Genomic DNA, 22738 nt, shown 5'->3' with positions numbered 1-22738 from the left:
AGGCAGTACAGGCAGCAAGGCGGCAGATCATGACTGAAATGGTCTATGGCGCGGTCCCGGTGCGGGACGGCGAACCGATTCTTCCAAAATGGTGGCGCACCGTTGACAAGTGGTCACTGAGTTGTGTCCTTTTTCTGTTCGCTATTGGCCTGCTTTTGGCGCTGGCGGCGTCGGTTCCATTGGCCGAGAAAAACGGCTTTCCTCCTTTTCACTATGTGGCGCGGCAAGCGTTTTTTGGATCGGTTGCGCTGATCCTGATGATCATCACGTCGATGATGTCACCGGTCGTGGTGCGCCGTTTGGCGGTGTTGGGTTTCTTGGTGTCCTTTGTGGCGCTCGCCCTGTTGCCGTTTTTTGGGACGGATTTTGGAAAAGGGGCGGTCCGTTGGTATTCGATGGGCTTTGCCAGTATTCAGCCGTCCGAGTTTCTGAAGCCGGGCTTTGTCGTGGCCGCTGCGTGGATGCTAGCCGCCAGCCAAGAGCTGAACGGCCCGCCGGGGCGCACGTGGTCCTTTGCACTGTGTGTCTCGATCGTTTTGATGCTGGCCTTGCAACCTGACTTTGGGCAGGCATGCCTTGTCCTGTTTGGCTGGGGCGTCATGTATTTCGTGGCCGGTGCGCCCATGATCCTGCTGGTCGGCATGGCCGGGCTGGTCGTTTTTGGTGGCACCATTGCCTATTCCAATTCGGAGCACTTTGCCCGTCGTATTGATGGCTTTCTAAGCCCTGATGTCGATCCGCGGACTCAGCTTGGATATGCAACAAATGCGATCCAGGAGGGCGGGCTTTTTGGTGTTGGTGTTGGTGAGGGGCAGGTGAAATGGTCACTTCCTGACGCACATACAGATTTCATCATTGCCGTGGCGGCCGAGGAATACGGTCTGATCCTCGTGTTGTGCATCATCGCGCTTTACACCGGTATTGTCGTGCGGTCGCTGATGCGGTTGGTGCGCGAACGCGATCCGTTTATCCGCCTTGCGGGCACGGGGCTGGCTTGCATGTTTGGTGTTCAGGCGATGATCAACATGGGTGTTGCCGTGCGTCTGTTGCCCGCCAAAGGCATGACACTGCCCTTTGTCAGCTATGGTGGTTCGTCCGTGATCGCATCGGGCATTGCCGTCGGCATGCTGCTGGCCTTTACCCGAAGCCGCCCGCAAGGTGAGATTTCGGATATTTTGGGGCGCCGTCGATGACGAAACAGCCGCTTCTTCTGATCGCAGCCGGTGGCACCGGTGGTCACATGTTCCCGGCTCAGGCTTTGGCCGAGGCGATGCTGGCGCGCGGTTGGCGGGTGAAGCTGAGTACGGATGCGCGCGGCGCGCGCTATACGGGCGGGTTCCCGCACACGACCGAGATTGAACAGGTGTCCTCGGCCACCTTTGCGCGTGGCGGGGTGCTGGCCAAGATTGCGGTTCCGTTTCGTATTGCTGCGGGCATAGCGGCGGCCAAGATCAAGATGCTGCGGGACAGGCCGGCTGTTGTCGTGGGGTTTGGTGGGTATCCGACCATTCCGGCGCTTGCCGCCGCCGCGATCCTGCGTGTTCCACGTATGATACATGAGCAGAACGGTGTGCTGGGCCGTGTGAACCAATTGTTTGCAAAGCGCATGGATGCCGTTGCGTGTGGAACCTGGCCAACGGAATTGCCCGAAGGTGTCGAAGGCACCTATGTGGGCAACCCCGTGCGCAACGCGGTGCTGGAGCGGGCAGGCGCCGGATACATCGCCCCGGGTGACTACCCTATGGAGATTTTAGTGATCGGCGGCAGTCAGGGTGCGCGCATCCTGTCGGATGTCATCCCACCTGCCATTGCAAGCCTGTCCATGGATCGTTTGCGCAACATCCGTGTCAGCCATCAGGCGCGCGGCGAAGATGAAGACCGCGTGCGCACCTTCTATGCGGAAAACGGCATCGATGCCGATGTGCAGCCTTTCTTTCACGATGTACCGCGCCGGATGTCCGAGGCGCAGCTCTTAATCTCGCGCTCGGGCGCATCATCGGTGGCAGATATTGCGATTATCGGTCGTCCGTCGATCCTGGTTCCGTATGCGGCCGCCACAGCGGATCATCAAACCGCAAATGCGCGTGGTCTGGTGGATGCAGGTGCTGCAATTCTAATCCCGGAAAGCCAGTTGAGCGTCGAAAACGTGGCGGAACAGATCAACGCCGTACTGGACAATCCCCACGGCGCGTTGCAGATGGCCAACGCCGCGCTGACCGTGGGCAAACCGGATGCCACCGAACAGCTTGTCTACATGGTCGAAACCCTCGCCCAGAAAGGGACCTGACAATGAATGCCGCAACCAAACTGCCCGGAGATGTGGGACCAATTCACTTCGTCGGTATCGGCGGGATTGGGATGTCAGGCATCGCCGAGGTGCTGTTGAACCATGGATATGTCGTGCAGGGGTCGGATCTTAAACGCACGCCGATCACGGATCGGTTGCAGGAATTGGGCGCGCATATCTTTGTCGGGCAGAATGCCAAGAATGTCGAACAGGCCGAGGTGGTTGTGATTTCGTCCGCCATCAAGCCGGGAAACGCGGAACTTGATGCCGCCCGCGCACGCGGATTGCCCATTGTGCGGCGGGCCGAGATGCTGGCCGAGCTGATGCGCTTGCGCTCGAATATTGCCGTGGCCGGAACCCACGGTAAGACGACAACCACAACCATGGTTGCGGCGCTGCTGGATGAGGGCAAGTTTGACCCGACCGTTGTGAATGGCGGCATCATCCACGCCTATGGCTCGAACGCCCGGAAGGGTGATGGCGAGTGGATGGTGGTTGAAGCGGATGAGAGCGACGGCACCTTCAACCGGCTTCCCGCGACCATTGCCATCGTGACCAATATCGATCCTGAGCATATGGAGCATTGGGGTACCGAAGAGGCGCTGCACAAGGGTTTCTATGACTTCGTGTCGAACATCCCGTTCTACGGTCTGGCGGTGTGCTGCACCGATGATCCGGATGTGCAGGCCCTTGTTGGCAAGATTACTGACCGCCGCGTGACGACCTATGGCTTCAACGCGCAAGCCGATGTGCGGGCCATGAACCTGACCTATGAGAATGGTGTGGCGCATTTCGACATTGCCTTGCAGGCCGAGGATCAGGTGATCGAGGGCTGCAGCCTGCCGATGCCGGGTGATCACAACGTGTCGAACGCGCTGAGTGCCGTCGCCGTGGCCCGCCATCTGGGCATGAAGGCGAATGAGATCCGCACGGCTCTTGCCAATTTCGGCGGCGTTAACCGTCGGTTTACCCGCGTGGGCGAGGTTGAAGGCATTACGATCATCGACGACTACGGCCATCATCCAACGGAGATTGCTGCCGTGTTGAAAGCTGCGCGCCAAGCGACAACGGGCCGCGTGATCGCGGTTCACCAGCCGCACCGCTATACGCGGCTGCATCATCATTTCGATGATTTCTGTTCCTGTTTCAATGATGCCGATGTTGTGGGCATCGCGGACATCTTTGCCGCGGGTGAAGACCCGATCGAGGGGGCCAGCCGCGATGATCTGGTTGCGGGCCTGATCCGTCATGGCCACCGCCACGCCCGCGCCGTCGTGGACGAGAATGATCTGGAACGGTTGGTGCGCGAACAGGCGCGTCCCGGTGATATGGTCGTGTGCCTTGGGGCCGGGTCGATCAGCGCGTGGGCCAATGGCTTGCCAGCAAGGCTGCACAAGGGGGCTGCGTGAGTATTCTCGCGATCATCTTTGCCTTGTTGATGATGCCCGTCGGTATCCTGCTGCGCATGCGCAACCTTCCCATGGTATTGGGTGCGCTGATTGTGCTCTGTGTGATTCTCAGCTTGTACAATCTGTTTGCAGGTACGCCGGGGTCACCGTTGTTCTTTGCCGGTCCGGCAGCGCTCGCGCTGATGTTGGGCTGGACCTTGGGCAAACGGTTCGGAGGGCACGGCTGATGTTGATCTGGGCGTGCATCGGGTGGGTCTTTGCCGCGACGGTTGTCGCGATGCTGCCCATGCGCCATCAATACATTCCTGGTGTCACTCTCTTGATCGTAGCGCCTGCGTTGATCCTGTGGGTTGGCATCAGCGTTGCCTGGTGGGCGGGTGCCCTCGCTCTTGCCGCGTTTGTGTCGATGTTTCGCAACCCGCTGCGCTATTTCCTGGCCAAGGCCCGTGGCCAAAATCCTCAACTTCCGCCGGAGCTCCGTTCATGAGCCTTTCTCTGATCCTTGCGTGCCTTTGGGGCGTCGCGGCAAACGTGCTTGCCATGATGCCAAGCAGGGACAACCATTGGACCAATGCGTATGCGCTGATTGCCATTGGTATTCCGATTATCGGTTACGTCACGTGGCAGCATGGTCCCTGGCTGGGTCTTGTCGTCATGGTCGCGGGGATGAGCATTCTGCGGTGGCCGGTCATCTACCTGAGCCGCTGGATCAAAGGGAGGGTGATCCGATGATGTATGCAATTGCGCTTACGGCGCTTGGTTTGGGTATTGTAGCTGGATGGTCGATGGCCTCGCGTTTCATGTTGCGCAGTTTGGCAGCCGTATTCATTCTGCTGGCCTCGGCGGTCTTGTGGGTCAGTCTGGCGCCCACCACGCTTCCGGGTGATGGTTTTGCTGTCGTGGTTGCTACCTTTTTGGTGGCATTGCCCATGGCCTCCGGGTTGCTGGGCGGCGCTGTGTTTTGCGGCTTGATCCGCCGTCACGCCAAGGCGACTTGACCTCTTCCACCCATGGCGGCATTGCAGCGGCATGAGTTATGACCTGCCAGCCGTACGCGGCACACTGACCCCGAACAAGGACTTGTCCGGCCTGACCTGGTTGCGTGTTGGCGGCCCGGCGGATTGGTTTTTCCAACCTGCTGACATCGAGGATCTGAGCGCGTTTCTCTCTGCCCTTGATCCCTCTGCCCCGGTCTTTCCCATGGGGGTTGGCAGCAACCTGATCGTGCGCGATGGCGGCCTGCGGGCCGTGGTGATCCGTCTGGGACGCGGCTTTAACGGCATCGAAGTGGAGGGTGATACGGTCAAGGCAGGGGCGGCGGCACTTGATGCACATGTCGCCCGCAAAGCAGCGGATGCAGGCATTGATCTGACGTTTTTGCGCACCATTCCGGGTGCCATCGGTGGTGCCGTGCGCATGAATGCGGGCTGCTATGGCAGCTACACGGCAGATGTTTTTGTGAAGGCGCACATCGTGCTGAGGGATGGCACGATCACCACCTTGGACGCCAGCGACCTGAACTTCCAATACCGCCAAACCGACCTGCCCGAGGGCGCGGTCCTGACCCATGTGACGCTGCGCGGGCCCAAGGGCGACCCGCAAGAGTTGCATGCGCGCATGACGGACCAATTGGCCAAACGCGATGCGACCCAACCCACCAAGGACCGTAGCGCAGGGTCCACGTTCCGTAACCCGGCAGGGTTCTCGTCCACCGGGAAGGACGACGATGTGCACGATCTGAAGGCTTGGAAGGTCATTGATGACGCGGGCCTGCGTGGCGCGCGGCGCGGTGGGGCGCAGATGAGCGAGAAGCATTCCAACTTCATGATCAACACTGGGCAGGCGACCGCCGCTGATCTCGAAGGATTGGGCGAAGAAGTGCGAAAAAAGGTTTACGATTCCAGTGGCATCACGCTAGAATGGGAAATCATGCGTATTGGCGATCCGGCATAGGGTTCCACGCGCAAGGCAGGCCGAAAATCGGCGTATAAATCGAGGGTTCGCAAAAGGACCCCGGGACTTAGAGGCACATGTTGGGGCAGTCGAGCAGACGTTCCAAAGTGGCGGTGTTAAAGGGTGGCCCCTCGGCTGAGCGCGAGGTGTCGTTGTCAACGGGACAGGCCTGCGCAGCCGCGCTGAGGGACATGGGATATGATGTGGTTGAGGTCGATGCTGGCCCCGACCTTGTTTCCGTTTTGCAATCAATATCGCCTGATGCGGTCCTGAACTGCCTGCATGGCCGTTGGGGCGAAGATGGCTGTGTCCAAGGTATTCTTGAATGGTTGGGTATCCCGTATTCGCACTCCGGGGTGCTGGCCTCGGCGCTTGCCATGGACAAACAGCGCACCAAGGAAGTCTTTCGTACAGTTGGCTTGCCGGTTGTCGACAGTGTCATCCGATCGAAAGAGGACGTGATGGCCGATCACGTTCTGCCGGTGCCCTATGTCGTGAAGCCCAACAATGAAGGGTCGAGCGTTGGTGTTTACCTCGTCAACGAGGGGGCCAACAGCCCGCCGCGCCTGAGTGACGACATGCCCGAAGAGGTCATGGTTGAAGCCTTCGCGCATGGGCGTGAGCTGACCACCACCGTGATGGGGGATCGCGCGTTGGGTGTGACCGACATCATCACTGACGGTTGGTATGACTACGACGCCAAGTACAAACCCGGTGGATCGCGCCATGTGATCCCGGCGGATGTGCCTTCTGAAATTGCCGACATGTGTCAGGATTATGCGTTGCGGGCGCACCAGGCGCTTGGGTGCCGAGGTGTCACGCGCACCGATTTCCGTTGGGATGAAAGCAAGGGCGCCGCGGGTTTGATCCTGCTTGAAATCAACACGCAGCCCGGCATGACCCCAACATCTCTGACGCCCGAGCAGGCGCAGGCGGCGGGCATGTCCTTTGGCGAGTTCTGCGCCTGGATGGTGGAGGATGCGTCATGCAACAGGTAAAGCGTGCCGATCCTGCACCTTCGCGCTGGTCATGGCGGATGCAGCGGTTGATGCTGACGCCCGGTATCCGGCTGATGCTGCGCGCGGGCGTGCCGTTTGTCCTGTCATTTGGTGCCGCGACATGGTGGCTGTCAAATCCTGACACCCAGGCCGCCATTCATGCCACGGTTGCCGAGGCCCGTGCGAGCATCGAACAACGCCCGGAATTCATGGTGAACCTCATGGCCATTGATGGCGCGGACACTGAATTGTCCGAAGCCATCCGCACGGCTGTTCCGCTCGATTTCCCGATTTCCTCCTTTGACCTTGATCCGGCAACCATCCGCGCGACGGTGCGCGAGATGCCCCCGGTCAAGGAAGCCTCTGTGCGGATCCGCCCGGGCGGCGTCTTGCAGGTGGACATCACGCCCCGGGTTCCCATTGCCATCTGGCGCAAGCCCGAGGGTTTGACCCTGATCGATGAAGTCGGAGCACTGGTTCGACCGATTGCACGGCGCGGGTTGCGTCCCGATCTGCCCGTGATCGCGGGGGAGGGGGCCGCGAGCCACGTGGATGAGGCCATGAAGCTGATCGCAGCGGGCGCACCGCTTGGTGATCGGATGCGCGGGCTAGTCCGCCTGGGTGACCGGCGTTGGGACGTCGTGTTGGACCGCAATCAACGCATCATGCTGCCCGCAGACGGTGCGGTGCAGGCGCTGGAGCGGGTGATTGCCCTTGATGGTGTGGACGAGGTGTTGAAGCGCGACATCGCCCGCATCGACCTGCGTTTGGCGGATCGCCCGACCGTGCGCATGACAGACAATTCCACCGCCGAATGGCGGCGTATCAGACAGTTGACCCCGGGGACCGAGTAGTAGTGATGACCGACCTTTATGCCAGCCAGCGCAGCATGCGGAACATGCGCAAGATCGCGATGCAGCGGGGTGTCGTGGCGATCCTTGATGTCGGCAGTTCGAAAATTGCGTGCCTGGTTCTGCGCTTTGACGGCACGAACCAACTGGGCGAAGAGGGTGAGATCGGCTCGCTTGCCGGGCAATCCGGCTTTCGGGTCATCGGGGCCGCGACAACCCGGTCGCGTGGGGTGCGCTTTGGCGAGATCTGCGCCATGCAGGAAACCGAGCGTGCCATTCGCACTGCGTTGCAGGCTGCACAGAAGATGGCCGGTATCCGCGTGGATCACGTGATCGCATGTTTTGCGGGGGCTGAACCACGCAGCTACGGCCTTGACGCGCGGCTGGACCTTGAGGGCGGTGTCGTCTCTGAACAGGATGTGGCGCGGGTGCTGTCGCGCTGCGATGTGCCGGACTACGGGGAAGGACGCGAGGTGCTGCATGCGCAGCCTGTGAACTTCGCGCTTGATCACCGCTCGGGCCTGTCTGATCCGCGCGGTCAGTTGGGCAATGAATTGGCGGTCGATCTACACATGCTGACTGTCGATGCTTCTGCTGTGCAGCACTTGGCGCATTGCATCAAGCGCTGTGATCTGGAACTGGCGGGTATTGCCTCATCGTCCTACGCGTCCGGGATCGCCGCACTCGTGGAGGATGAGCAAGAACTTGGCTCCGCGTGTATCGATCTGGGTGGTGGGTCGACGGGCGTGTCGATCTTTATCAAGAAACACATGATCTATGGCGATGCGGTGCGCATGGGCGGGGACCATGTGACCAGCGACATTTCCATGGGTTTGCAAGTGCCTATGGCCAATGCCGAACGGATCAAGACGTTCTATGGCGGCGTGCATGCCACCGGTATGGATGACCGCGAAATGATCGAAATCGGTGGTGATACAGGCGACTACGAACATGACCGCCGCACGGCGTCTCGGGCTGAACTGATTGGAATCATGCGCCCCCGTGTGGAAGAGATTCTGGAAGAGGTACGCGCCCGTTTGGACGCTGCCGGGTTTGATCACCTTCCCAGCCAACAGATTGTGTTGACCGGCGGCGGTAGCCAGATCCCCGGCCTTGACGGTCTCGCCTCTAAAATCCTGGGCCAGCAGGTGCGTCTGGGCCGGCCTCTGCGTGTTCACGGTTTGCCGCAGGCGGCGACCGGGCCCGGCTTTGCGTCGGCTGTCGGTCTGGCCCTGTTTGCGGCCCATCCGCAGGACGAATGGTGGGATTTCGATATCCCCGCGGATCGCTATCCTGCGCGCAGTCTGCGGCGCGCGGTCAAATGGTTCCGCGACAATTGGTAGGCGACCGCCTATTCGCGATTGTGCTGGCGGTGCTGTTTGGGCAACCGGGCACGGCCCAACAGCGGATCGCCCCCGAAGAGTTTCTGGCAAGGGTCACGGGTAAAACAGTTTCGTTCTATGATCGCAGCCGAGGCAATCTGGTTGGCATCGAGCAGTTCCTATCCCCAAGGCTCTCCGTTTGGCGCGGTCGCGAAAACAGATGCGTATATGGTGAAATCACGACGCCCGACGGGCAGGTCTGCTTCCTTTACCGTGATCTGGATCAGACCGAGCCGGTGTGCTGGGTGCCTTACGACACGGAGGGGACTCTTATGGTCTTTGGTCTGGGGCGTGGCTTTGGGCAAAGCCAATTGGCGCGGCTCAACGATCAGGATCTGGGGTGTCCGGAGGTGCCGCTGAGCTAGGGAATCGCTTGATTGTCAGGGCGTTATGGACCACCCTGCGTCCAACGCCCGAAAGAGGCGCGCGGCACATGGCAGGCCGCAACACATGGCAGACCGAGCAGTTTGCACCCAAACCCGTTCTTTGCACGCCCTCGCGGCGCGCACCGTTGTGTTGCTTGTGTCATTGCCGCTTTGAGACCCAAGATGTGCATGTTTCGGCGAAATTTTGCGGATCATCATTCGAATATGGCCATATTTTGCGGTGAAACTGCGATTTGTGGGTGACGTTGGGGCGTTGAATCGCTAAGATTGCGGGGATTTAGGCACAAAAACACCCGCGAATGCGGCAAACCAGACAGGCGGAACTGATCTATGACCCTCAACCTCTCCATGCCCGGACATGACGAGCTGAAACCCCGCATCACCGTGTTTGGTGTTGGCGGTGCTGGTGGCAACGCCGTCAATAACATGATTGAAAAACAACTGGATGGCGTCGAATTCGTCGTTGCCAACACCGATGCGCAGGCGCTGCAACAGTCCGCCGCGACCAACCGGGTCCAGTTGGGTATCAAGGTGACTGAGGGCCTTGGCGCAGGGGCGCGCGCGTCCGTAGGGGCCGCAGCAGCCGAAGAATCGATTGAGCAGATCGTGGACCACCTTGCGGGTGCCCACATGTGCTTTATCACCGCCGGTATGGGTGGTGGCACCGGTACCGGTGCTGCGCCGATCATCGCGCAAGCGGCCCGCGAGCTGGGTGTTCTGACCGTCGGTGTTGTGACCAAGCCCTTCCAGTTCGAGGGCGCCAAGCGGATGCGTCAGGCCGAGGACGGCGTTGAATCGCTGCAAAAGATGGTCGACACGCTGATCATCATCCCCAACCAGAACCTGTTCCGTCTGGCGAACGAGAAAACGACCTTTACCGAAGCGTTCAGCATGGCTGATGACGTGCTTTATCAAGGTGTTAAGGGCGTGACTGACCTGATGGTGCGTCCGGGCTTGATCAACCTCGACTTTGCCGACGTGCGCGCCGTGATGGACGAGATGGGCAAAGCCATGATGGGCACAGGCGAAGCGGATGGAGAAGATCGCGCGATCCAGGCCGCCGAGAAGGCCATTGCGAACCCGCTGCTGGACGAAATCTCGCTCCGCGGCGCGAAGGGTGTTCTGATCAACATCACCGGCGCACACGACCTGACCCTGTTCGAACTGGACGAAGCGGCCAACCGCATCCGCGAAGAGGTCGATCCAGATGCGAACATCATCGTGGGTTCGACCCTCGATACTGCGATGGAAGGCAACATGCGCGTAAGCGTGGTTGCGACAGGCATTGACGCATCCGACGTAAACAGCGAAATCCCTGTGCCGCGCCGCTCGATGGCGGCACCGCTCAGCCAACCGGTCATGTCGGAAGAGCCTGCGCCTGCTCCGGCAGCAGAGCATATGCCAGAACCCGCGCCAGCGCCGGTTGCCGCAGCAGCAGAAGAGCCATCGCTGTTCCAGGAGATGGACGTTCAACAGGTGGCGGCACAGGACATGGCCGAGGACATCTTTGCGGATGAAACGCCTGCCGCGGCAGGGGATGATCTGCCTCCGCCAGCCTACCAGCCTCAGGTGGCGGCGTTCGAACCGAAGCCGGATCCGGAAATCACTCCTGCAGAAGAATTCGTCGCGCCTCGCGCCCCGGCACCCGGCACCCCATCGCCCGAGGCACTGGCTCGGTTGCGCGCCGCCACGCAAAAGGCAGCACCTGCCGCGGCACCTGCACCGCAGCCTGCACAACCTGCCGCGTCGGGCGCAGAGAAGCCGCGCTTTGGTATCAACTCGTTGATCAATCGCATGACCGGCACCGCCGAAGGCGCGCCGACAGCGCCTGAACGCCCGGCGCGTCAGCAGCCTCCGGTTCAGGGACATGGCGCAGCTCCGGCACCCGCACCGGCGCCACGGCCCGCCGAAGCAGTTGACCCAGATCAGGAACGGATTGAAATTCCGGCCTTCCTGCGGCGCCAAGCAAACTAAAAACCGGTCACAAACCGACATGAGGGCTGCCTTGAGGCAGCCCTTTTAATTTATACTTTCCAAATACTTACTGACGCATGCGCGCATTGCTGCGCAGTCGTTACATCCATGTTTCATACCGTTGCAAAGAGTGAGTTGAGTGTTTGCCCGTGCCACCTTAGCTCTGGCGATGTCATGAAACTGTAATGGGTGGGCCCCGTGCAAACGACCGTCAAAGGACCAGTTGTTTTTACCGGATGCGGATTGCATTCCGGGAAACCTGCGCGTTTGACTGTGCGTCCGGCCATGGCGGAACATGGCATCTGGTTCCGACGTACTGACATCTCGGATCGCGATGCGCTGATCCCGGCGCGCTACGACGTGGTTCGCCAATCCCCCTTGTGCACGACACTCGTGAACGAGGCGGGTGTGTCTGTTGGGACCGTGGAACATATCATGGCCGCCATTGCAGGCTGCGGTGTCCACAACGCCCTGATCGAAATTGACGGCCCGGAAGTGCCAATCGTCGATGGCTCGGCTCTGCCGTTTGTACGTGGCATCATGCGGCGCGGTCTGCGTCGTCTGCCTGCGCGTGTGCGCGCGTTCGAAGTGCTGAAGCCGGTGACTGTCACCCAAGGGGATGCGACAGCTACCATTGCGCCTTCGGATGTTGTGCGGATCGACTTCCATATTGATTTCGCGGATGCAGCCATCGGGCGCCAGTCGAAGTCTCTGAACATGTCCAATGGCAGTTTTGCGCGCGAACTGAGTGACAGCCGCACCTTCTGCCGCAAGGATGACGTAAAGCAGATGCAGGCCAACGGCTTGGCCCTGGGCGGTACGCCCGGTGTCAATGCGGTTGTCTTTGACGGGGACCGGGTATCGAGCCCGGGCGGCTTGCGCCATTCGGACGAGCCCGTACGTCACAAGATGCTGGATGCACTTGGTGATCTGGCGTTGGCCGGAGCGCCGATTATTGGACACTATACGGGCACGCGTGCGGGCCATACGCTGACCAATCAGTTGCTGCGTGAACTGTTCGCAACACCGGACGCTGTGCGCATGGTGACCTGCGACGCTGAGATGACGGCGCGCCTGCCCGGATCGGGCTTGGTATGGGATGAAATCCCTGAAGTCGCCTGATCCGCGCCATCCGGACAAATCGTCATTTCATCCTCCCGAAACTTTGTGCTAGAGACGGGCAAACAGCCTGAAATGGGCGGTGCTGAGCATCTTGGGGGTGGCAAGGAATGACCCGCGTAAAATCCATGACGCGTCTCGCGGCTGTCGTCACGATAACTGCTCTTGTTGCGGCTTGCGGCAACAGCAGCGGGCGACCAACCACAGGCGGCTTTTTCAACCGTCAGGAAGTACCGCTCGAAAACTTCACCGCACAGCAGATATTCGAGCGGGGCGAGTTCGAACTTGAACAGGGAGAGCTGCCGGAAGCAGCCTTTTATTTCTCGGAAATTGAACGGCTTTATCCATATTCTGACTGGGCGCGACGGGCGCTGATCATGCAGGCCTTTGCCCATCACCGGGACAAGGATTATCCGAACAGCAGGTCCGCCGCGCAACGTTTCATCGATTTCTACCCGGATGATGATGATGCGGCCTATGCCCAATACCTGCTTGCGCTCAGCTACTATGACCAGATCGACGAAGTTGGCCGGGACCAGGGCCTGACGTTTCAAGCGCTGCAGTCGCTGCGCGAGGTCATCGAACGCTACCCGGACAGTGAATATGCCAGATCTTCGATCCTGAAATTCGATCTCGCATTTGACCACTTGGCCGGGAAAGAGATGGAGATCGGTCGCTATTACCTGCGCCGCGACAACTTTTCGGCCGCGATCAATCGTTTCCGTGTTGTGGTCGAGGATTTCCAAACCACGAGCCATACGCCCGAAGCGTTGCACCGACTGGTCGAAGCCTATCTGTCGCTCGGCCTCACGGATGAGGCACAGACCGCTGGCGCCATCCTGGGATACAACTTCCAAGCCACGGAATGGTATCAGGACAGCTTCAACCTGCTGACGGGTCAAGGTCTTGAACCGAACGCGCGCGGAAACAATTGGCTGTCGCAGATCTATCGACAGATGATCCGGGGACGGTGGCTCTGATCTTAGGGCGGGGCCTGTCGACCTTAATGAGGGTCTGTTAATGCTGCGCGGGTTGGATATTTCCGACATGCTGATTATCGACCGGCTGGAATTGCAGTTCCAGCCCGGCCTCAACGTGTTGACCGGAGAAACCGGCGCGGGCAAATCCATCTTGCTGGACAGTCTTGGTTTCGTTTTGGGGTGGCGGGGCCGTGCTGATCTGGTGCGCCAGGGGGCTGCCCAGGGCGAGGTGACAGCATGGTTTGACCTGCCCGATGATCATCCAGCGCGGGCCGTGTTGGATGAGGCGGGATTGCCAGCCGAAGACGAGTTGATCCTGCGGCGTGTGAATACGGCGGATGGGCGCAAAACGGCTTGGGTGAACGACCGGCGTTGTTCGGGTGAAGTGCTGCGTGCCCTCTCTGACACTTTGATCGAATTGCACGGCCAGCATGATGACCGTGGTTTGCTGAACCCGCGCGGTCACCGCGTTATCCTGGATGAATTTGCGGGGCTTGATGCTGTACGCAGCAAGACGCGCAAGGCGTGGCGGGCAATGGGCCAAGCACGTAAGGCCATGGCCGCAGCCGAAGCGGCGATGGCGGCCATCCGTGATGAAGAGGATTTCCTGCGGCACGCGGTTGCTGAGCTGGATACTCTTGATCCACAGCCCGGGGAAGAGGCCGAGCTGGACACCCGCCGCCGGTTGATGCAAGGGGCCGAGCGCATTCGCGAAGACGTGCAGCGCGCGCATCAGATACTGGGTCATGACGGGGCCGAAGGGGCCATGAGTGATGCCATCCGCTGGCTTGATGGTGTTGCTGACAAGGCCGAGGGCCAACTTGATGCGCCCCTTGCCGCATTGGCGCGTGCGATGGTCGAGTTGGACGAGGCAACGGACGGTATCGTATCCGCACTGGATCATCTGACTTTTGACCCGACCGAGCTGGAGGATACCGAAGAACGGTTGTTCGCCATTCGCGGGTTGGCGCGCAAGCATGATGTGTCCCCTGATGATCTGGCCACATTTGCGGATGGGTTGCGCGCAAAACTGTCTGCGCTGGACGCAGGGGATGCCGATCTGGGCCGCCTGAAATCGGCTGTGGCAGAGGCCGAAGCAGCCTATGACACAGCAGCAGAAAAACTTGGTGCAGCGCGTCGGAAGTCGGCCAAGGCGCTGGACAAGGCCGTGATGGCGGAACTGGCCCCGCTCAAGATGGAACGGGCTGTTTTTGAAACCCAGATCACCGATGATGAACCGGGCCCCGATGGACGCGATGCCGTGGCGTTTACCGTTGCCACGAATCCGGGCGCACCATCTGGCCCGCTGAACAAGATTGCGTCCGGCGGCGAGCTTAGTCGCTTCTTGCTGGCGCTAAAGGTGTGCCTGACGCGCGAGCAATCCGGCCTGACCATGATCTTTGACGAGATTGACCGCGGTGTCGGTGGTGCTACTGCCGATGCCGTGGGGCGCCGACTGAGCCAGATTGCCCAGACAGGCCAAGTGCTGGTGGTCACTCACTCCCCGCAAGTGGCCGCATTGGGGGCTCACCACTGGCGCGTCGAAAAGCAAGTGTTGAAGGGCATGACCACCTCACAAGTTGTGCCGCTTGCCGCACCTGAACGGGTGGATGAGATCGCGCGCATGCTGGCCGGCGACACGATTACGGATGAAGCCCGTGGCGCAGCACGCGCGCTGCTGAGCGGTTAAGGTCACAGTCGCCGCACTGTGATGGTGCGAGGGCTTTCGCAGGCGCAGCAAAGGGCGTAACCGTTGAGTAGCCACGTATCTATGTAGCCCGGCCTCATGTCCGCCCCCGACCGATCTGTTCTGTCCCAGCAACTCGACCTTGCAGTCACTGCCTGCAAGGATGGTTGGCATGTGTTGCGCCGCCGCGGTCCCAGTCAAATACAGTTCTGGTTCATCGCGCTTGCCATCGGGATTGCTGCAGGATTTGCGGCCCTGTTTTTCCGCAAGGGGATCGAGGCGCTGCAGGCATTTCTGTACGGGACCGAGGATGTGCAATACCTGCACACATTCGCGTCGTCCCTGCCGTGGTACTGGATTCTGATCATTCCAATTGTAGGCGGACTGATCACGGGTCTGATCTTGCACAATTTCACAAAAGACGCCGTTGCCCGAAGTGTGGCTGATGTGATCGAAGGGGCTGCCCTGCGCGATGGGCGTGTCAGCACACGGGCGGGGGTAGCTTCGGCCTTTGCCAGTTTCATCACCCTGTCCACCGGTGGTTCCACCGGGCGAGAAGGGCCAGTGGTGCACATCGCCGCTGTGATCTCGACCAAGGTGTGTCGCTGGATCAAGGCGGATGGCGTCACGGGGCGCGACTTGCTTGGTTGCGCTGTGGCCGCCGCCGTTTCTGCCAGCTTCAATGCGCCTATCGCCGGGGCGCTCTTTGCCCTCGAGGTAGTGTTGCGTCATTTCGCGGTACATGCCTTTGCCCCCATCGTCATCGCGTCGGTCGCCGGAACCGTCATCAACCGGCTGGAATTTGGCGATGTGACAGAGTTCAGGCTGCCCGAAGCAAACGAACTTGTGTTTTATCAAGAGCTGCCTGCATTCCTTATTCTTGGTCTTTTGTGCGGTCTGGTGTCGGTGGTTCTCATGCGTTCCATCTTCTGGACGGACGATTTCGCCTCACAATTTCAGCGTCGGACCGGGATGCCCCGCTGGTTGCGGCCTGCGGTGGCTGGCGCACTCTTGGGGGGAATGGCGATCTTCTATCCGCACATCATCGGGGTGGGGTATGAAACCACATCGATGGCTCTGACCGGGCAACTTGCCCTGAACGAGGTGATGGTGTTCATCGTGATGAAAACCGCAGCGGTCGCAATCACCATGGCGGGGCGTATGGGGGGCGGTGTGTTTTCCCCATCGCTGATGATTGGGGCGTTGACCGGGCTCGGCTTTGGCCTCGTGGCAACGGGGATTTTCCCGGATGTGTCAGGGTCCGTAACGCTCTATGCATTGGCGGGCATGGGGGCTGTGGCCGCCGCCGTTTTGGGCGCGCCGATTTCCACGACGCTGATTGTGTTCGAATTGACAGGCGACTGGCAAACGGGGCTGGCTGTGATGGTGGCTGTATCCATATCGACAGCGCTGTCGTCGCGGCTGGTGGATCGGTCTTTCTTCCTGACCCAATTGGAACGGCGCGGTGTGCACCTTGCCGCTGGCCCGCAGGCCTACCTTTTGGCAATGTTCCGGGTCGGGTCCGTCATGCGCAAACCGGGCGATGCCCGCATGGCTGACGAAGCACGCTGCTGGGACATGATCTCAGACGGTATTTATGTCGATGAAAGCGCGACGCTGGAAGCCGCGTTGCCGATTTTTGACAGTACCATGGTGCCCTTCATTCCGGTGGTCACGCTGACCGGCGAAAACGCGGCCCCGGAATTGCAGGGCGCGTTGTTCCACGTCGATGCGCTCAAGGCTTACAATCGCGCACTCGCTGCCACCGCGGCAGAAGAGCATAGCTAGTCAGATTTCCTCGACCGTGACGCCGTTGCCGCCATAGAAAGCAAGGTGGTCCTTGATCCGCGCGACGTCGCCTTTGGGGTCCTCATAGGTCCAGACAGCGTTCGCCAGTGTCTGAGATTTTGTGACGACGGAAAAATAGTTGGCGTCGCCCTTGTGCGGGCAATGGGTGGTCTTGTCTGTGCGATCAAGGAACGCCATCGCAATGTCACCACGCGGGAAATAGATGACGGCGGGATAGTCACCTTCACTCAGCTCAAGCGCATTGCTGCTTTCACCCAGAACGGCCCCTCCTGCACGTACTGTCCATGTGCCGGGTGCCTTGCGGATCTTGATGTGATCAGCCATGCCTGCGCCTCCTGTCGTCAGTGTTCTTGCCGTGATGAAGGGCAGGTGTAACAGATCAATGAAACCTCGGCCAGACTTACAGGGGCGCGCAAGCCTGCATCAGCCACTCTCGGGTTTCATTCGATACGCGAGGGCCAATTTTCTCAAGGGTTTCAGCGTGGTAGGCGTTCAGCCACGTACGTGACGTTGCGTCCAGCATGTCCGGCACGATCAATCGCCGATCAATGGGCGCGAAGGTCAGTGTTCGCCAGCTGAGCATCTCTCGATGGGCATCGCCGCCGGGTGGACACTCCGCTTTTTCCACGACAATCAGGTTCTCGATCCGGATACCGAACCCACCTTCCCGGTAATATCCCGGCTCGTTCGACAGGATCATGCCGGGCTTAAAAGGCACGGTGCTGAGGCGGCTCAGGCGCTGCGGTCCCTCATGTACTGAAAGATACGTACCGACACCGTGACCAAGCCCATGATCAAAATCCTGGTGCGCATACCACAAAGGGGCCCGGCCAATCGCCTCGATATCCCGTCCGGCCAGCCCAACCGGCCAGATCAGGCGCGACATGCCGATCATGCCCAGCAACACGCGGGTAAATGCGGTGCGTGCCTCGTCGGGGGGCGCGCCAATGGCAATTGTCCGTGTGATGTCCGTGGTGCCGTCCAGATACTGGCCGCCGCTGTCCAGAACGATCAGATGACCATCCTCCAGCGTGCTGTCTGTCTCTTCCGTCACGCGGTAGTGCATGATGGCGCCATTCGGCCCGGTCCCCGCGATTGTCTCGAAACTGATGTCCTGCAGGGCGTTGTCGCGCCGGCGATACTGTTCCAACTGCGTGACGACCTGCGTTTCGCGCAAGCTGCCGGGGGCCTGTCGGTCCAGCCACGCCAGCAACTCGACCACTGCAGCACCATCGCGCAAATGCGCTTCGGCAGTGCCCGCAATCTCCGCGGCATTCTTGCAGGCCTTGGGAAGGGCACAGGGGTCGTCCCCCCATTGCACGCGATCCCCGATGGCATCCGCAATGATCACGGGGACCGACGATTTTTCAAGGCGCACCGGCCCCTCCAAATCGGCGAGCGCACTCAGAAAGCTGTCTGGCGCATGGCAGGTCACGTCATCCCCAAGATGATCGCGCACCTCGACAAGCTTGATCGCATCCATGAACAGATCGACCGCCCCTGAGGCGTGCAGGATGGCGAAGCCCTGCGCAATTGGATTGCGGGGAATGTCAGAACCACGGATGTTCAACAGCCAGCACAGGCTGTCGGGCAGGGTGATGACGGCCGACTTTGCACCTGCGTCCGAAAGCGTCCGGGCCAGCCGTGTGCGCTTGTCCTTTTGGGACTCGCCCGCAAAGTCCAGCGGATGCACCTTGGCTGGTTCTGCTGCCGGTGCGGGTTGATCATCCCAGATGCGGTCCACAAGGTTCTCGCATTGCACAAGTTCAATGTCAGTTCCTTTCAGCCCGTCCTCTGCCTGCGCGATCTGTCCCGGCGTGTGCAACCAGGGGTCAAAACCGACCTTGCCGCCCTCGGGCAGCTGGTCCTTCAGCCAACTTGCCAGGGACACCTCCGGCCATGGAACAGGGGTGTAGTCCGAAGCCACCTGTGCCTTCACCTGGGTGCGATACCGCCCGTCAATGAATACGCCTGCCACGTCACGCAAGGCGGCACAAAACCCGGCAGAGCCTGTGAACCCGGTCAACCATGCCAACCGTTCATCGCGTGGCGAAACATATTCGCCCTGATGTGCATCTGCGCGCGGGATCAGAAACCCATCCAGACCATCCTTGCCCAGTTCAGCGCGCAGTGCAGCCAGCCGAGGCGGCCCTTGTTCCGGACGTGCAGTGACTTCAAAGCTCTGGAACATCGCTCGGCCTCTTCCCTGTTTCAAAAAATCCTCCCCGAAGGGTCGATCTCAACTGGCCTTCCGCATCCCCATGACACGCGCCCGCGCACGTGGATCACTGTCAAACAGCGCAGCCAATTGTTCAGTCATTGCACCGGCCAATTGTTCGACATCGGTAATGGTCACCGCGCGGTCATAATAGCGGGTCACGTCATGCCCGATCCCGATGGCCAACAATTCAACGGCCTTCTTCCGTTCGACCATCGCGATCACATCTCGCAGATGTTTCTCGAGGTAGTTGGCAGGGTTCACGGACAGGGTGCTGTCATCGACCGGCGCGCCATCCGAAATCACCATCAGAATCTTGCGTGCTTCGGGGCGCCCCGCCATCCGGCGATGCGCCCATTCCAGTGCCTCACCGTCGATGTTTTCCTTCAGCAGGCCTTCTTTCATCATCAGCCCCAGATTGGGCCGTGTCCGGCGCCAGGGCGCGTCGGCAGATTTGTAGATGATATGGCGCAGGTCGTTCAGACGCCCGGGCTGGCTGGGGCGTCCATCGTTCAGCCACGCCTCGCGGGCAAGGCCGCCTTTCCAGGCGCGGGTGGTGAAGCCGAGGATCTCAACCTTCACATTGCACCGCTCAAGCGTGCGGGCCAGAACGTCGGCACAGATGGCCGCAATTGAAATCGGACGCCCACGCATGGACCCGGAATTGTCGAGCAGCAGCGTGACGACCGTATCGCGGAATTCAGTATCCTTTTCGACCTTGAAGGACAGCGGCGTCGTCGGGTTCGCTACCACGCGCGCCAGACGCCCGGCGTCCAGAATTCCTTCCTCGCGGTCGAACTCCCAGCTACGGTTCTGTTGCGCTTGCAAACGGCGCTGCAATTTGTTGGCCAATCGTGAAACAGCACCCTTTAATGGCTCCAACTGTTGATCCAGATAGGCACGCAGCCGTTCCAACTCGACCGGCTCGGCCAGATCCTCGGCGCCGATCTCTTCGTCATGGGTGTCGAGGTAAACTTTGTAGTCCGGATCAGCCTCGGACACCGGCTGCGGGGCAGGGGGCTCCAGCGGCGCCTCGCCTTCGGGCATCTCCGCCTCTTCGCCCATCTCCTGATCGGCCATGTCATCCATGGACACCTGGGCCTCTGAGGCATCCTGCGTCTCGTCCTGCGAGCTTTCAGGCGTGCCTTCGGCGTTCTCTTCGTCCTGATCGTCCTGACCAGTGCTGTCGGGTTCCTGCTCTTCTTCCTGGCCTTCCTCGGCCTGGTCTTCCTGATCCTCGTCCAGCTGATCAGGATCGTCACCCAACTGATCACCATAACCGAGGTCAGTGATCACCTGCCGCGCAAAGCGGGCAAAGGCCGTTTGGTCGTCCAGAATGTCACCAAGGTTTTCCAGCGTGCCGCCCGCCTGATCCTCGATAAAGCCGCGCCACAACTCCATGGCATTCTCAGCCCCGGCAGGTAGTGGACGTCCAGTGGCGAGATGGCGCACCAGATACCCGGCCGCTGCGGCCAAGGGTACGTCGCTCGCTTGCTTGCACTGATCATAGCCCTTACGCAGGGCCTCATTGGCAATCTTGGCATCAATGTTGCCAGCAGTGCCCGGCATGTCCCGCGCACCCATCGCCTCGCATCGGGCGGTTTCCATGGCTTCGTATAGATCGCGCGCCATCTCTCCTTGAGGGGAGTAGCGCGCATGAGTCTGTCCGTTGTGATAGCGGCGGTGCAGGGCCAGTGCGTCGGCGGTCCCACGGGCCAGCAACACCTCTTCGCGGGTCATACGACGGGAAACCTGTGGCAACCGCATGGAATCGCCCGACACACCCGCTGGATCGACAGAGTAGGAGACGTTCAACTCAGGATCATTCGCCATGACCTTGGTGGCCTCGGCGAGGGCCTTCTTGAACGGATCGGCGGGGTTGTCGTTTTGGGTGCTCATGCAGAACCGCCTACGGAATGGTCAGACAGGGTGGCGCGCCCGGTCGCAAGGGCAACCAGCACATCCACATGGATATCAAGCGCGTCGATGACTTCATAGCCCACGTCGCGCCCGTCAAAAGCAAGGTTGAGATCGGTGCCAGCCAACACAACAGCTTGCGCCCCCGCATCGACCAGTTTGCGCCCTTCTTCGATGAAAAAGGCGCGTTGCTCGTCGGTGCACGCTCCGGCAAGGGCCATGTCGGTGTAGGCCGTTCCAACTCCGTCGATATCTTGCGGCGTAACGGCCTTGGTGCGTTCAAGCTGGCCATACAACTGCGTACGCATGACGACGCCCGTTCCAAGCAATCCCACCGTTTCAAAGCCATTTGCGGCAAAGAATGCGTCAAGCGGGCTCACTGCGCTGACCAATGGCAACGCCGACAGCGCGACAGTCTCATCAAAGCAGAAGTGCCCGCCCAGCGACGTGATGGCCACGCATTCGGCGCCAGCCGTCTTTAAACGGTCTATGAGCTTCGCATAAATCCGCGCCTGCGCTGCGGCGTCCCCGGCCAAATTGTTGGCCAACAGGGTCGAGGCTTCTGTATTGACGATGGTCAACTCTAAAGGTTCGCCAACTGTACGCATCGCGCTTGTAAGGCGTTGATAATACGAGATGGTCGCTGCCGGACCAATGCCTCCAATCAGGCCGATATGCATCGTGCCTCCTTCGGCTTACCCCAAGCTCACACTCGCCGCGCTCTCTGGCAGTTCCTCGTCGAACAAACGCTGGTAGAACTCCGCCACTGTTTGACGCTCCAACTCATCACACTTGTTCAGGAAGGATAGGCGGAAGGCATAGCCCACGTTGCGGAAAATCTCGGCGTTCTGTGCCCAGGAAATGACGGTCCGAGGCGACATCACGGTCGACAAGTCGCCGTTCATAAATGCGGTGCGGGTCAGGTCGGCAACGGTCACCATCTGCTTGACGGTCTTGCGACCTTCGGCGGTGTTGTAGTGCGGGTTTTTCGCCAGCACGATTGCCGTTTCGGCATCGATCGACAGGTAATTCAGCGTTGCCACCAGCGACCAGCGGTCCATCTGGCCTTGGTTGATCTGCTGTGTCCCGTGATACAGGCCCGTCGTATCGCCCAGACCGACCGTGTTGGCTGTCGCAAAGATGCGGAAATAGGGGTGCGGGTTGATGACCTGGTTCTGGTCGAGAAGGGTCAGCTTGCCGTCCACCTCCAGCACACGCTGGATCACGAACATCACGTCGGCGCGGCCCGCGTCGTATTCGTCGAACACGATGGCGGTGGGGTTGCGCAAGGCCCAGGGCAGGATACCTTCTTGGAAATCAGTAACTTGTTTGCCGTCCTTCAACTTGATCGCATCCTTGCCGATCAGGTCGATGCGGGAGATATGGCTGTCGAGGTTCACACGGACCGCAGGCCAGTTCAGACGCGACGCCACCTGTTCGATGTGTGTCGACTTGCCCGTCCCGTGATAGCCTTGGATCATCACACGACGGTTGTGGGAAAAGCCCGCAAGGATCGCCAGCGTGGTATCGGGATCGAACTTGTAGGTGCTGTCCAACTCGGGCACGCGCTCTGTCCGGTCTGCAAAACCCTTGACCACCATGTCCGTATCAATGCCGAACACTTCGCGGACCGAGATTTCCTCGGTTGGTTTTGCATTGATGTCCATTCCACCGTCCGCCATCTCAAATTGTCCTTCAGCATAGAAAACGCGCCCCGGATGGGCGCGCTGATCGTGGTGCAACATATAGCCGGAAAGGGCAAGGGGAA

The 22738-nt window shown here is 60.2% G+C and carries 22 protein-coding genes; 17 read left to right on the top strand and 5 right to left on the bottom strand.

All coding sequences use genetic code 11. The features are described 5' to 3' along the window. The first annotated feature begins 29 nt into the window (after nt 1-29). From ftsW to AC53L6_RS11400, 17 genes are all read left to right on the top strand, one after another. Nucleotides 30-1193: a putative lipid II flippase FtsW gene (gene ftsW / locus AC53L6_RS11480; RefSeq protein ID WP_496907930.1), complete on the top strand. Its 1164-nt coding sequence runs from the start codon at nt 30-32 to the stop codon at nt 1191-1193. Next, entirely contained in the window at nt 1190-2287 is a 1098-nt protein-coding gene (locus tag AC53L6_RS11475; protein ID WP_496907929.1) for a UDP-N-acetylglucosamine--N-acetylmuramyl-(pentapeptide) pyrophosphoryl-undecaprenol N-acetylglucosamine transferase, read from the top strand. The genes ftsW and AC53L6_RS11475 overlap by 4 nt, the downstream gene beginning before the upstream one ends. A gap of 2 nt (nt 2288-2289) precedes the next feature. Next, complete coding sequence (gene murC, locus AC53L6_RS11470) at nt 2290-3696, top strand: UDP-N-acetylmuramate--L-alanine ligase (RefSeq protein WP_299597742.1); 1407 nt, start codon at nt 2290-2292, stop codon at nt 3694-3696. Further along, nucleotides 3693-3923, top strand: coding sequence for a hypothetical protein (locus tag AC53L6_RS11465; RefSeq protein WP_496907928.1), 231 nt, complete (start codon nt 3693-3695; stop codon nt 3921-3923). Before murC ends, AC53L6_RS11465 begins: the two co-directional genes overlap by 4 nt. Continuing rightward, nucleotides 3923-4183, top strand: coding sequence for a DUF2484 family protein (locus AC53L6_RS11460; protein WP_299699210.1), 261 nt, complete (start codon nt 3923-3925; stop codon nt 4181-4183). Before AC53L6_RS11465 ends, AC53L6_RS11460 begins: the two co-directional genes overlap by 1 nt. Further along, a complete protein-coding gene (locus tag AC53L6_RS11455) occupies nt 4180-4428 on the top strand; it encodes a DUF2484 family protein (protein WP_299200779.1) in 249 nt (82 codons plus the stop codon). Before AC53L6_RS11460 ends, AC53L6_RS11455 begins: the two co-directional genes overlap by 4 nt. Then, a complete protein-coding gene (locus tag AC53L6_RS11450) occupies nt 4425-4694 on the top strand; it encodes a hypothetical protein (RefSeq protein ID WP_299200777.1) in 270 nt (89 codons plus the stop codon). The genes AC53L6_RS11455 and AC53L6_RS11450 overlap by 4 nt, the downstream gene beginning before the upstream one ends. A gap of 31 nt (nt 4695-4725) precedes the next feature. Further along, a complete protein-coding gene (gene murB, locus AC53L6_RS11445) occupies nt 4726-5649 on the top strand; it encodes a UDP-N-acetylmuramate dehydrogenase (protein WP_496907927.1) in 924 nt (307 codons plus the stop codon). Nucleotides 5650-5729: 80 nt separating this feature from the next. After that, nucleotides 5730-6647, top strand: coding sequence for a D-alanine--D-alanine ligase (locus tag AC53L6_RS11440; RefSeq protein WP_299700263.1), 918 nt, complete (start codon nt 5730-5732; stop codon nt 6645-6647). Then, nucleotides 6635-7501: a cell division protein FtsQ/DivIB gene (locus tag AC53L6_RS11435; protein WP_496907926.1), complete on the top strand. Its 867-nt coding sequence runs from the start codon at nt 6635-6637 to the stop codon at nt 7499-7501. Before AC53L6_RS11440 ends, AC53L6_RS11435 begins: the two co-directional genes overlap by 13 nt. Nucleotides 7502-7506: 5 nt before the next feature. Beyond that, entirely contained in the window at nt 7507-8841 is a 1335-nt protein-coding gene (gene ftsA / locus AC53L6_RS11430) for a cell division protein FtsA (RefSeq protein ID WP_189369814.1), read from the top strand. Continuing rightward, nucleotides 8820-9245, top strand: coding sequence for a hypothetical protein (locus AC53L6_RS11425; RefSeq protein WP_496907925.1), 426 nt, complete (start codon nt 8820-8822; stop codon nt 9243-9245). Before ftsA ends, AC53L6_RS11425 begins: the two co-directional genes overlap by 22 nt. A 351-nt stretch (nt 9246-9596) precedes the next feature. Next, complete coding sequence (gene ftsZ / locus AC53L6_RS11420) at nt 9597-11240, top strand: cell division protein FtsZ (protein ID WP_496907924.1); 1644 nt, start codon at nt 9597-9599, stop codon at nt 11238-11240. Nucleotides 11241-11438: 198 nt separating this feature from the next. Continuing rightward, a complete protein-coding gene (lpxC, locus tag AC53L6_RS11415) occupies nt 11439-12362 on the top strand; it encodes a UDP-3-O-acyl-N-acetylglucosamine deacetylase (protein ID WP_299200764.1) in 924 nt (307 codons plus the stop codon). A gap of 107 nt (nt 12363-12469) precedes the next feature. Next, the gene (locus tag AC53L6_RS11410; protein WP_299597662.1) at nt 12470-13339 is read left to right on the top strand and encodes an outer membrane protein assembly factor BamD; all 870 of its coding nucleotides are present in this window, start codon (nt 12470-12472) and stop codon (nt 13337-13339) included. Nucleotides 13340-13379: 40 nt separating this feature from the next. After that, nucleotides 13380-15029: a DNA repair protein RecN gene (gene recN, locus AC53L6_RS11405; RefSeq protein ID WP_496907923.1), complete on the top strand. Its 1650-nt coding sequence runs from the start codon at nt 13380-13382 to the stop codon at nt 15027-15029. 96 nt (nt 15030-15125) lie between these two features. Next, a complete protein-coding gene (locus tag AC53L6_RS11400; protein ID WP_496907922.1) occupies nt 15126-16814 on the top strand; it encodes a chloride channel protein in 1689 nt (562 codons plus the stop codon). On the opposite strand, the gene AC53L6_RS11395 is transcribed toward AC53L6_RS11400, so the two are convergent. The 5 genes from AC53L6_RS11395 to cobS form a co-directional block, all read right to left on the bottom strand. After that, nucleotides 16815-17159, bottom strand: a complete 345-nt coding sequence (locus AC53L6_RS11395) for a DUF427 domain-containing protein (protein WP_299200757.1) — start codon at nt 17157-17159, stop codon at nt 16815-16817. 76 nt (nt 17160-17235) lie between these two features. Next, nucleotides 17236-19026, bottom strand: a complete 1791-nt coding sequence (locus tag AC53L6_RS11390; protein ID WP_496907921.1) for an aminopeptidase P family protein — start codon at nt 19024-19026, stop codon at nt 17236-17238. A gap of 48 nt (nt 19027-19074) precedes the next feature. Further along, the gene (cobT, locus tag AC53L6_RS11385; protein ID WP_496907920.1) at nt 19075-20952 is read right to left on the bottom strand and encodes a cobaltochelatase subunit CobT; all 1878 of its coding nucleotides are present in this window, start codon (nt 20950-20952) and stop codon (nt 19075-19077) included. Beyond that, nucleotides 20949-21650: an aspartate/glutamate racemase family protein gene (locus AC53L6_RS11380; RefSeq protein WP_496907919.1), complete on the bottom strand. Its 702-nt coding sequence runs from the start codon at nt 21648-21650 to the stop codon at nt 20949-20951. The genes cobT and AC53L6_RS11380 overlap by 4 nt, the downstream gene beginning before the upstream one ends. Nucleotides 21651-21665: 15 nt before the next feature. Then, complete coding sequence (cobS, locus tag AC53L6_RS11375) at nt 21666-22652, bottom strand: cobaltochelatase subunit CobS (RefSeq protein ID WP_299200750.1); 987 nt, start codon at nt 22650-22652, stop codon at nt 21666-21668. Nucleotides 22653-22738: the final 86 nt, after the last annotated feature.

This window comes from Tateyamaria sp. LSS28, assembly GCF_059611725.1.
Note: the sequence above shows the minus strand (reverse complement) of the source record. Positions and strands in the feature narration are given on the sequence as shown.

Excerpts from the sequence above, each read along its gene's own strand:
- ftsW (WP_496907930.1), top strand. The coding sequence starts at position 30 with ATGACTGAAATGGTCTATGGCGCGGTCCCGGTGCGGGACGGCGAACCG.
- AC53L6_RS11475 (WP_496907929.1), top strand. The coding sequence starts at position 1,190 with ATGACGAAACAGCCGCTTCTTCTGATCGCAGCCGGTGGCACCGGTGGT.
- murC (WP_299597742.1), top strand. The coding sequence starts at position 2,290 with ATGAATGCCGCAACCAAACTGCCCGGAGATGTGGGACCAATTCACTTC.
- AC53L6_RS11460 (WP_299699210.1), top strand. The coding sequence starts at position 3,923 with ATGTTGATCTGGGCGTGCATCGGGTGGGTCTTTGCCGCGACGGTTGTC.
- AC53L6_RS11455 (WP_299200779.1), top strand. The coding sequence starts at position 4,180 with ATGAGCCTTTCTCTGATCCTTGCGTGCCTTTGGGGCGTCGCGGCAAAC.
- AC53L6_RS11450 (WP_299200777.1), top strand. The coding sequence starts at position 4,425 with ATGATGTATGCAATTGCGCTTACGGCGCTTGGTTTGGGTATTGTAGCT.
- murB (WP_496907927.1), top strand. The coding sequence starts at position 4,726 with ATGAGTTATGACCTGCCAGCCGTACGCGGCACACTGACCCCGAACAAG.
- AC53L6_RS11435 (WP_496907926.1), top strand. The coding sequence starts at position 6,635 with ATGCAACAGGTAAAGCGTGCCGATCCTGCACCTTCGCGCTGGTCATGG.
- ftsA (WP_189369814.1), top strand. The coding sequence starts at position 7,507 with ATGACCGACCTTTATGCCAGCCAGCGCAGCATGCGGAACATGCGCAAG.
- AC53L6_RS11425 (WP_496907925.1), top strand. The coding sequence starts at position 8,820 with ATGGTTCCGCGACAATTGGTAGGCGACCGCCTATTCGCGATTGTGCTG.
- ftsZ (WP_496907924.1), top strand. The coding sequence starts at position 9,597 with ATGACCCTCAACCTCTCCATGCCCGGACATGACGAGCTGAAACCCCGC.
- AC53L6_RS11410 (WP_299597662.1), top strand. The coding sequence starts at position 12,470 with ATGACCCGCGTAAAATCCATGACGCGTCTCGCGGCTGTCGTCACGATA.
- recN (WP_496907923.1), top strand. The coding sequence starts at position 13,380 with ATGCTGCGCGGGTTGGATATTTCCGACATGCTGATTATCGACCGGCTG.
- AC53L6_RS11400 (WP_496907922.1), top strand. The coding sequence starts at position 15,126 with ATGTCCGCCCCCGACCGATCTGTTCTGTCCCAGCAACTCGACCTTGCA.
- AC53L6_RS11395 (WP_299200757.1), bottom strand. The coding sequence starts at position 17,159 with ATGGCTGATCACATCAAGATCCGCAAGGCACCCGGCACATGGACAGTA.
- AC53L6_RS11390 (WP_496907921.1), bottom strand. The coding sequence starts at position 19,026 with ATGTTCCAGAGCTTTGAAGTCACTGCACGTCCGGAACAAGGGCCGCCT.
- cobT (WP_496907920.1), bottom strand. The coding sequence starts at position 20,952 with ATGAGCACCCAAAACGACAACCCCGCCGATCCGTTCAAGAAGGCCCTC.
- AC53L6_RS11380 (WP_496907919.1), bottom strand. The coding sequence starts at position 21,650 with ATGCATATCGGCCTGATTGGAGGCATTGGTCCGGCAGCGACCATCTCG.
- cobS (WP_299200750.1), bottom strand. The coding sequence starts at position 22,652 with ATGGCGGACGGTGGAATGGACATCAATGCAAAACCAACCGAGGAAATC.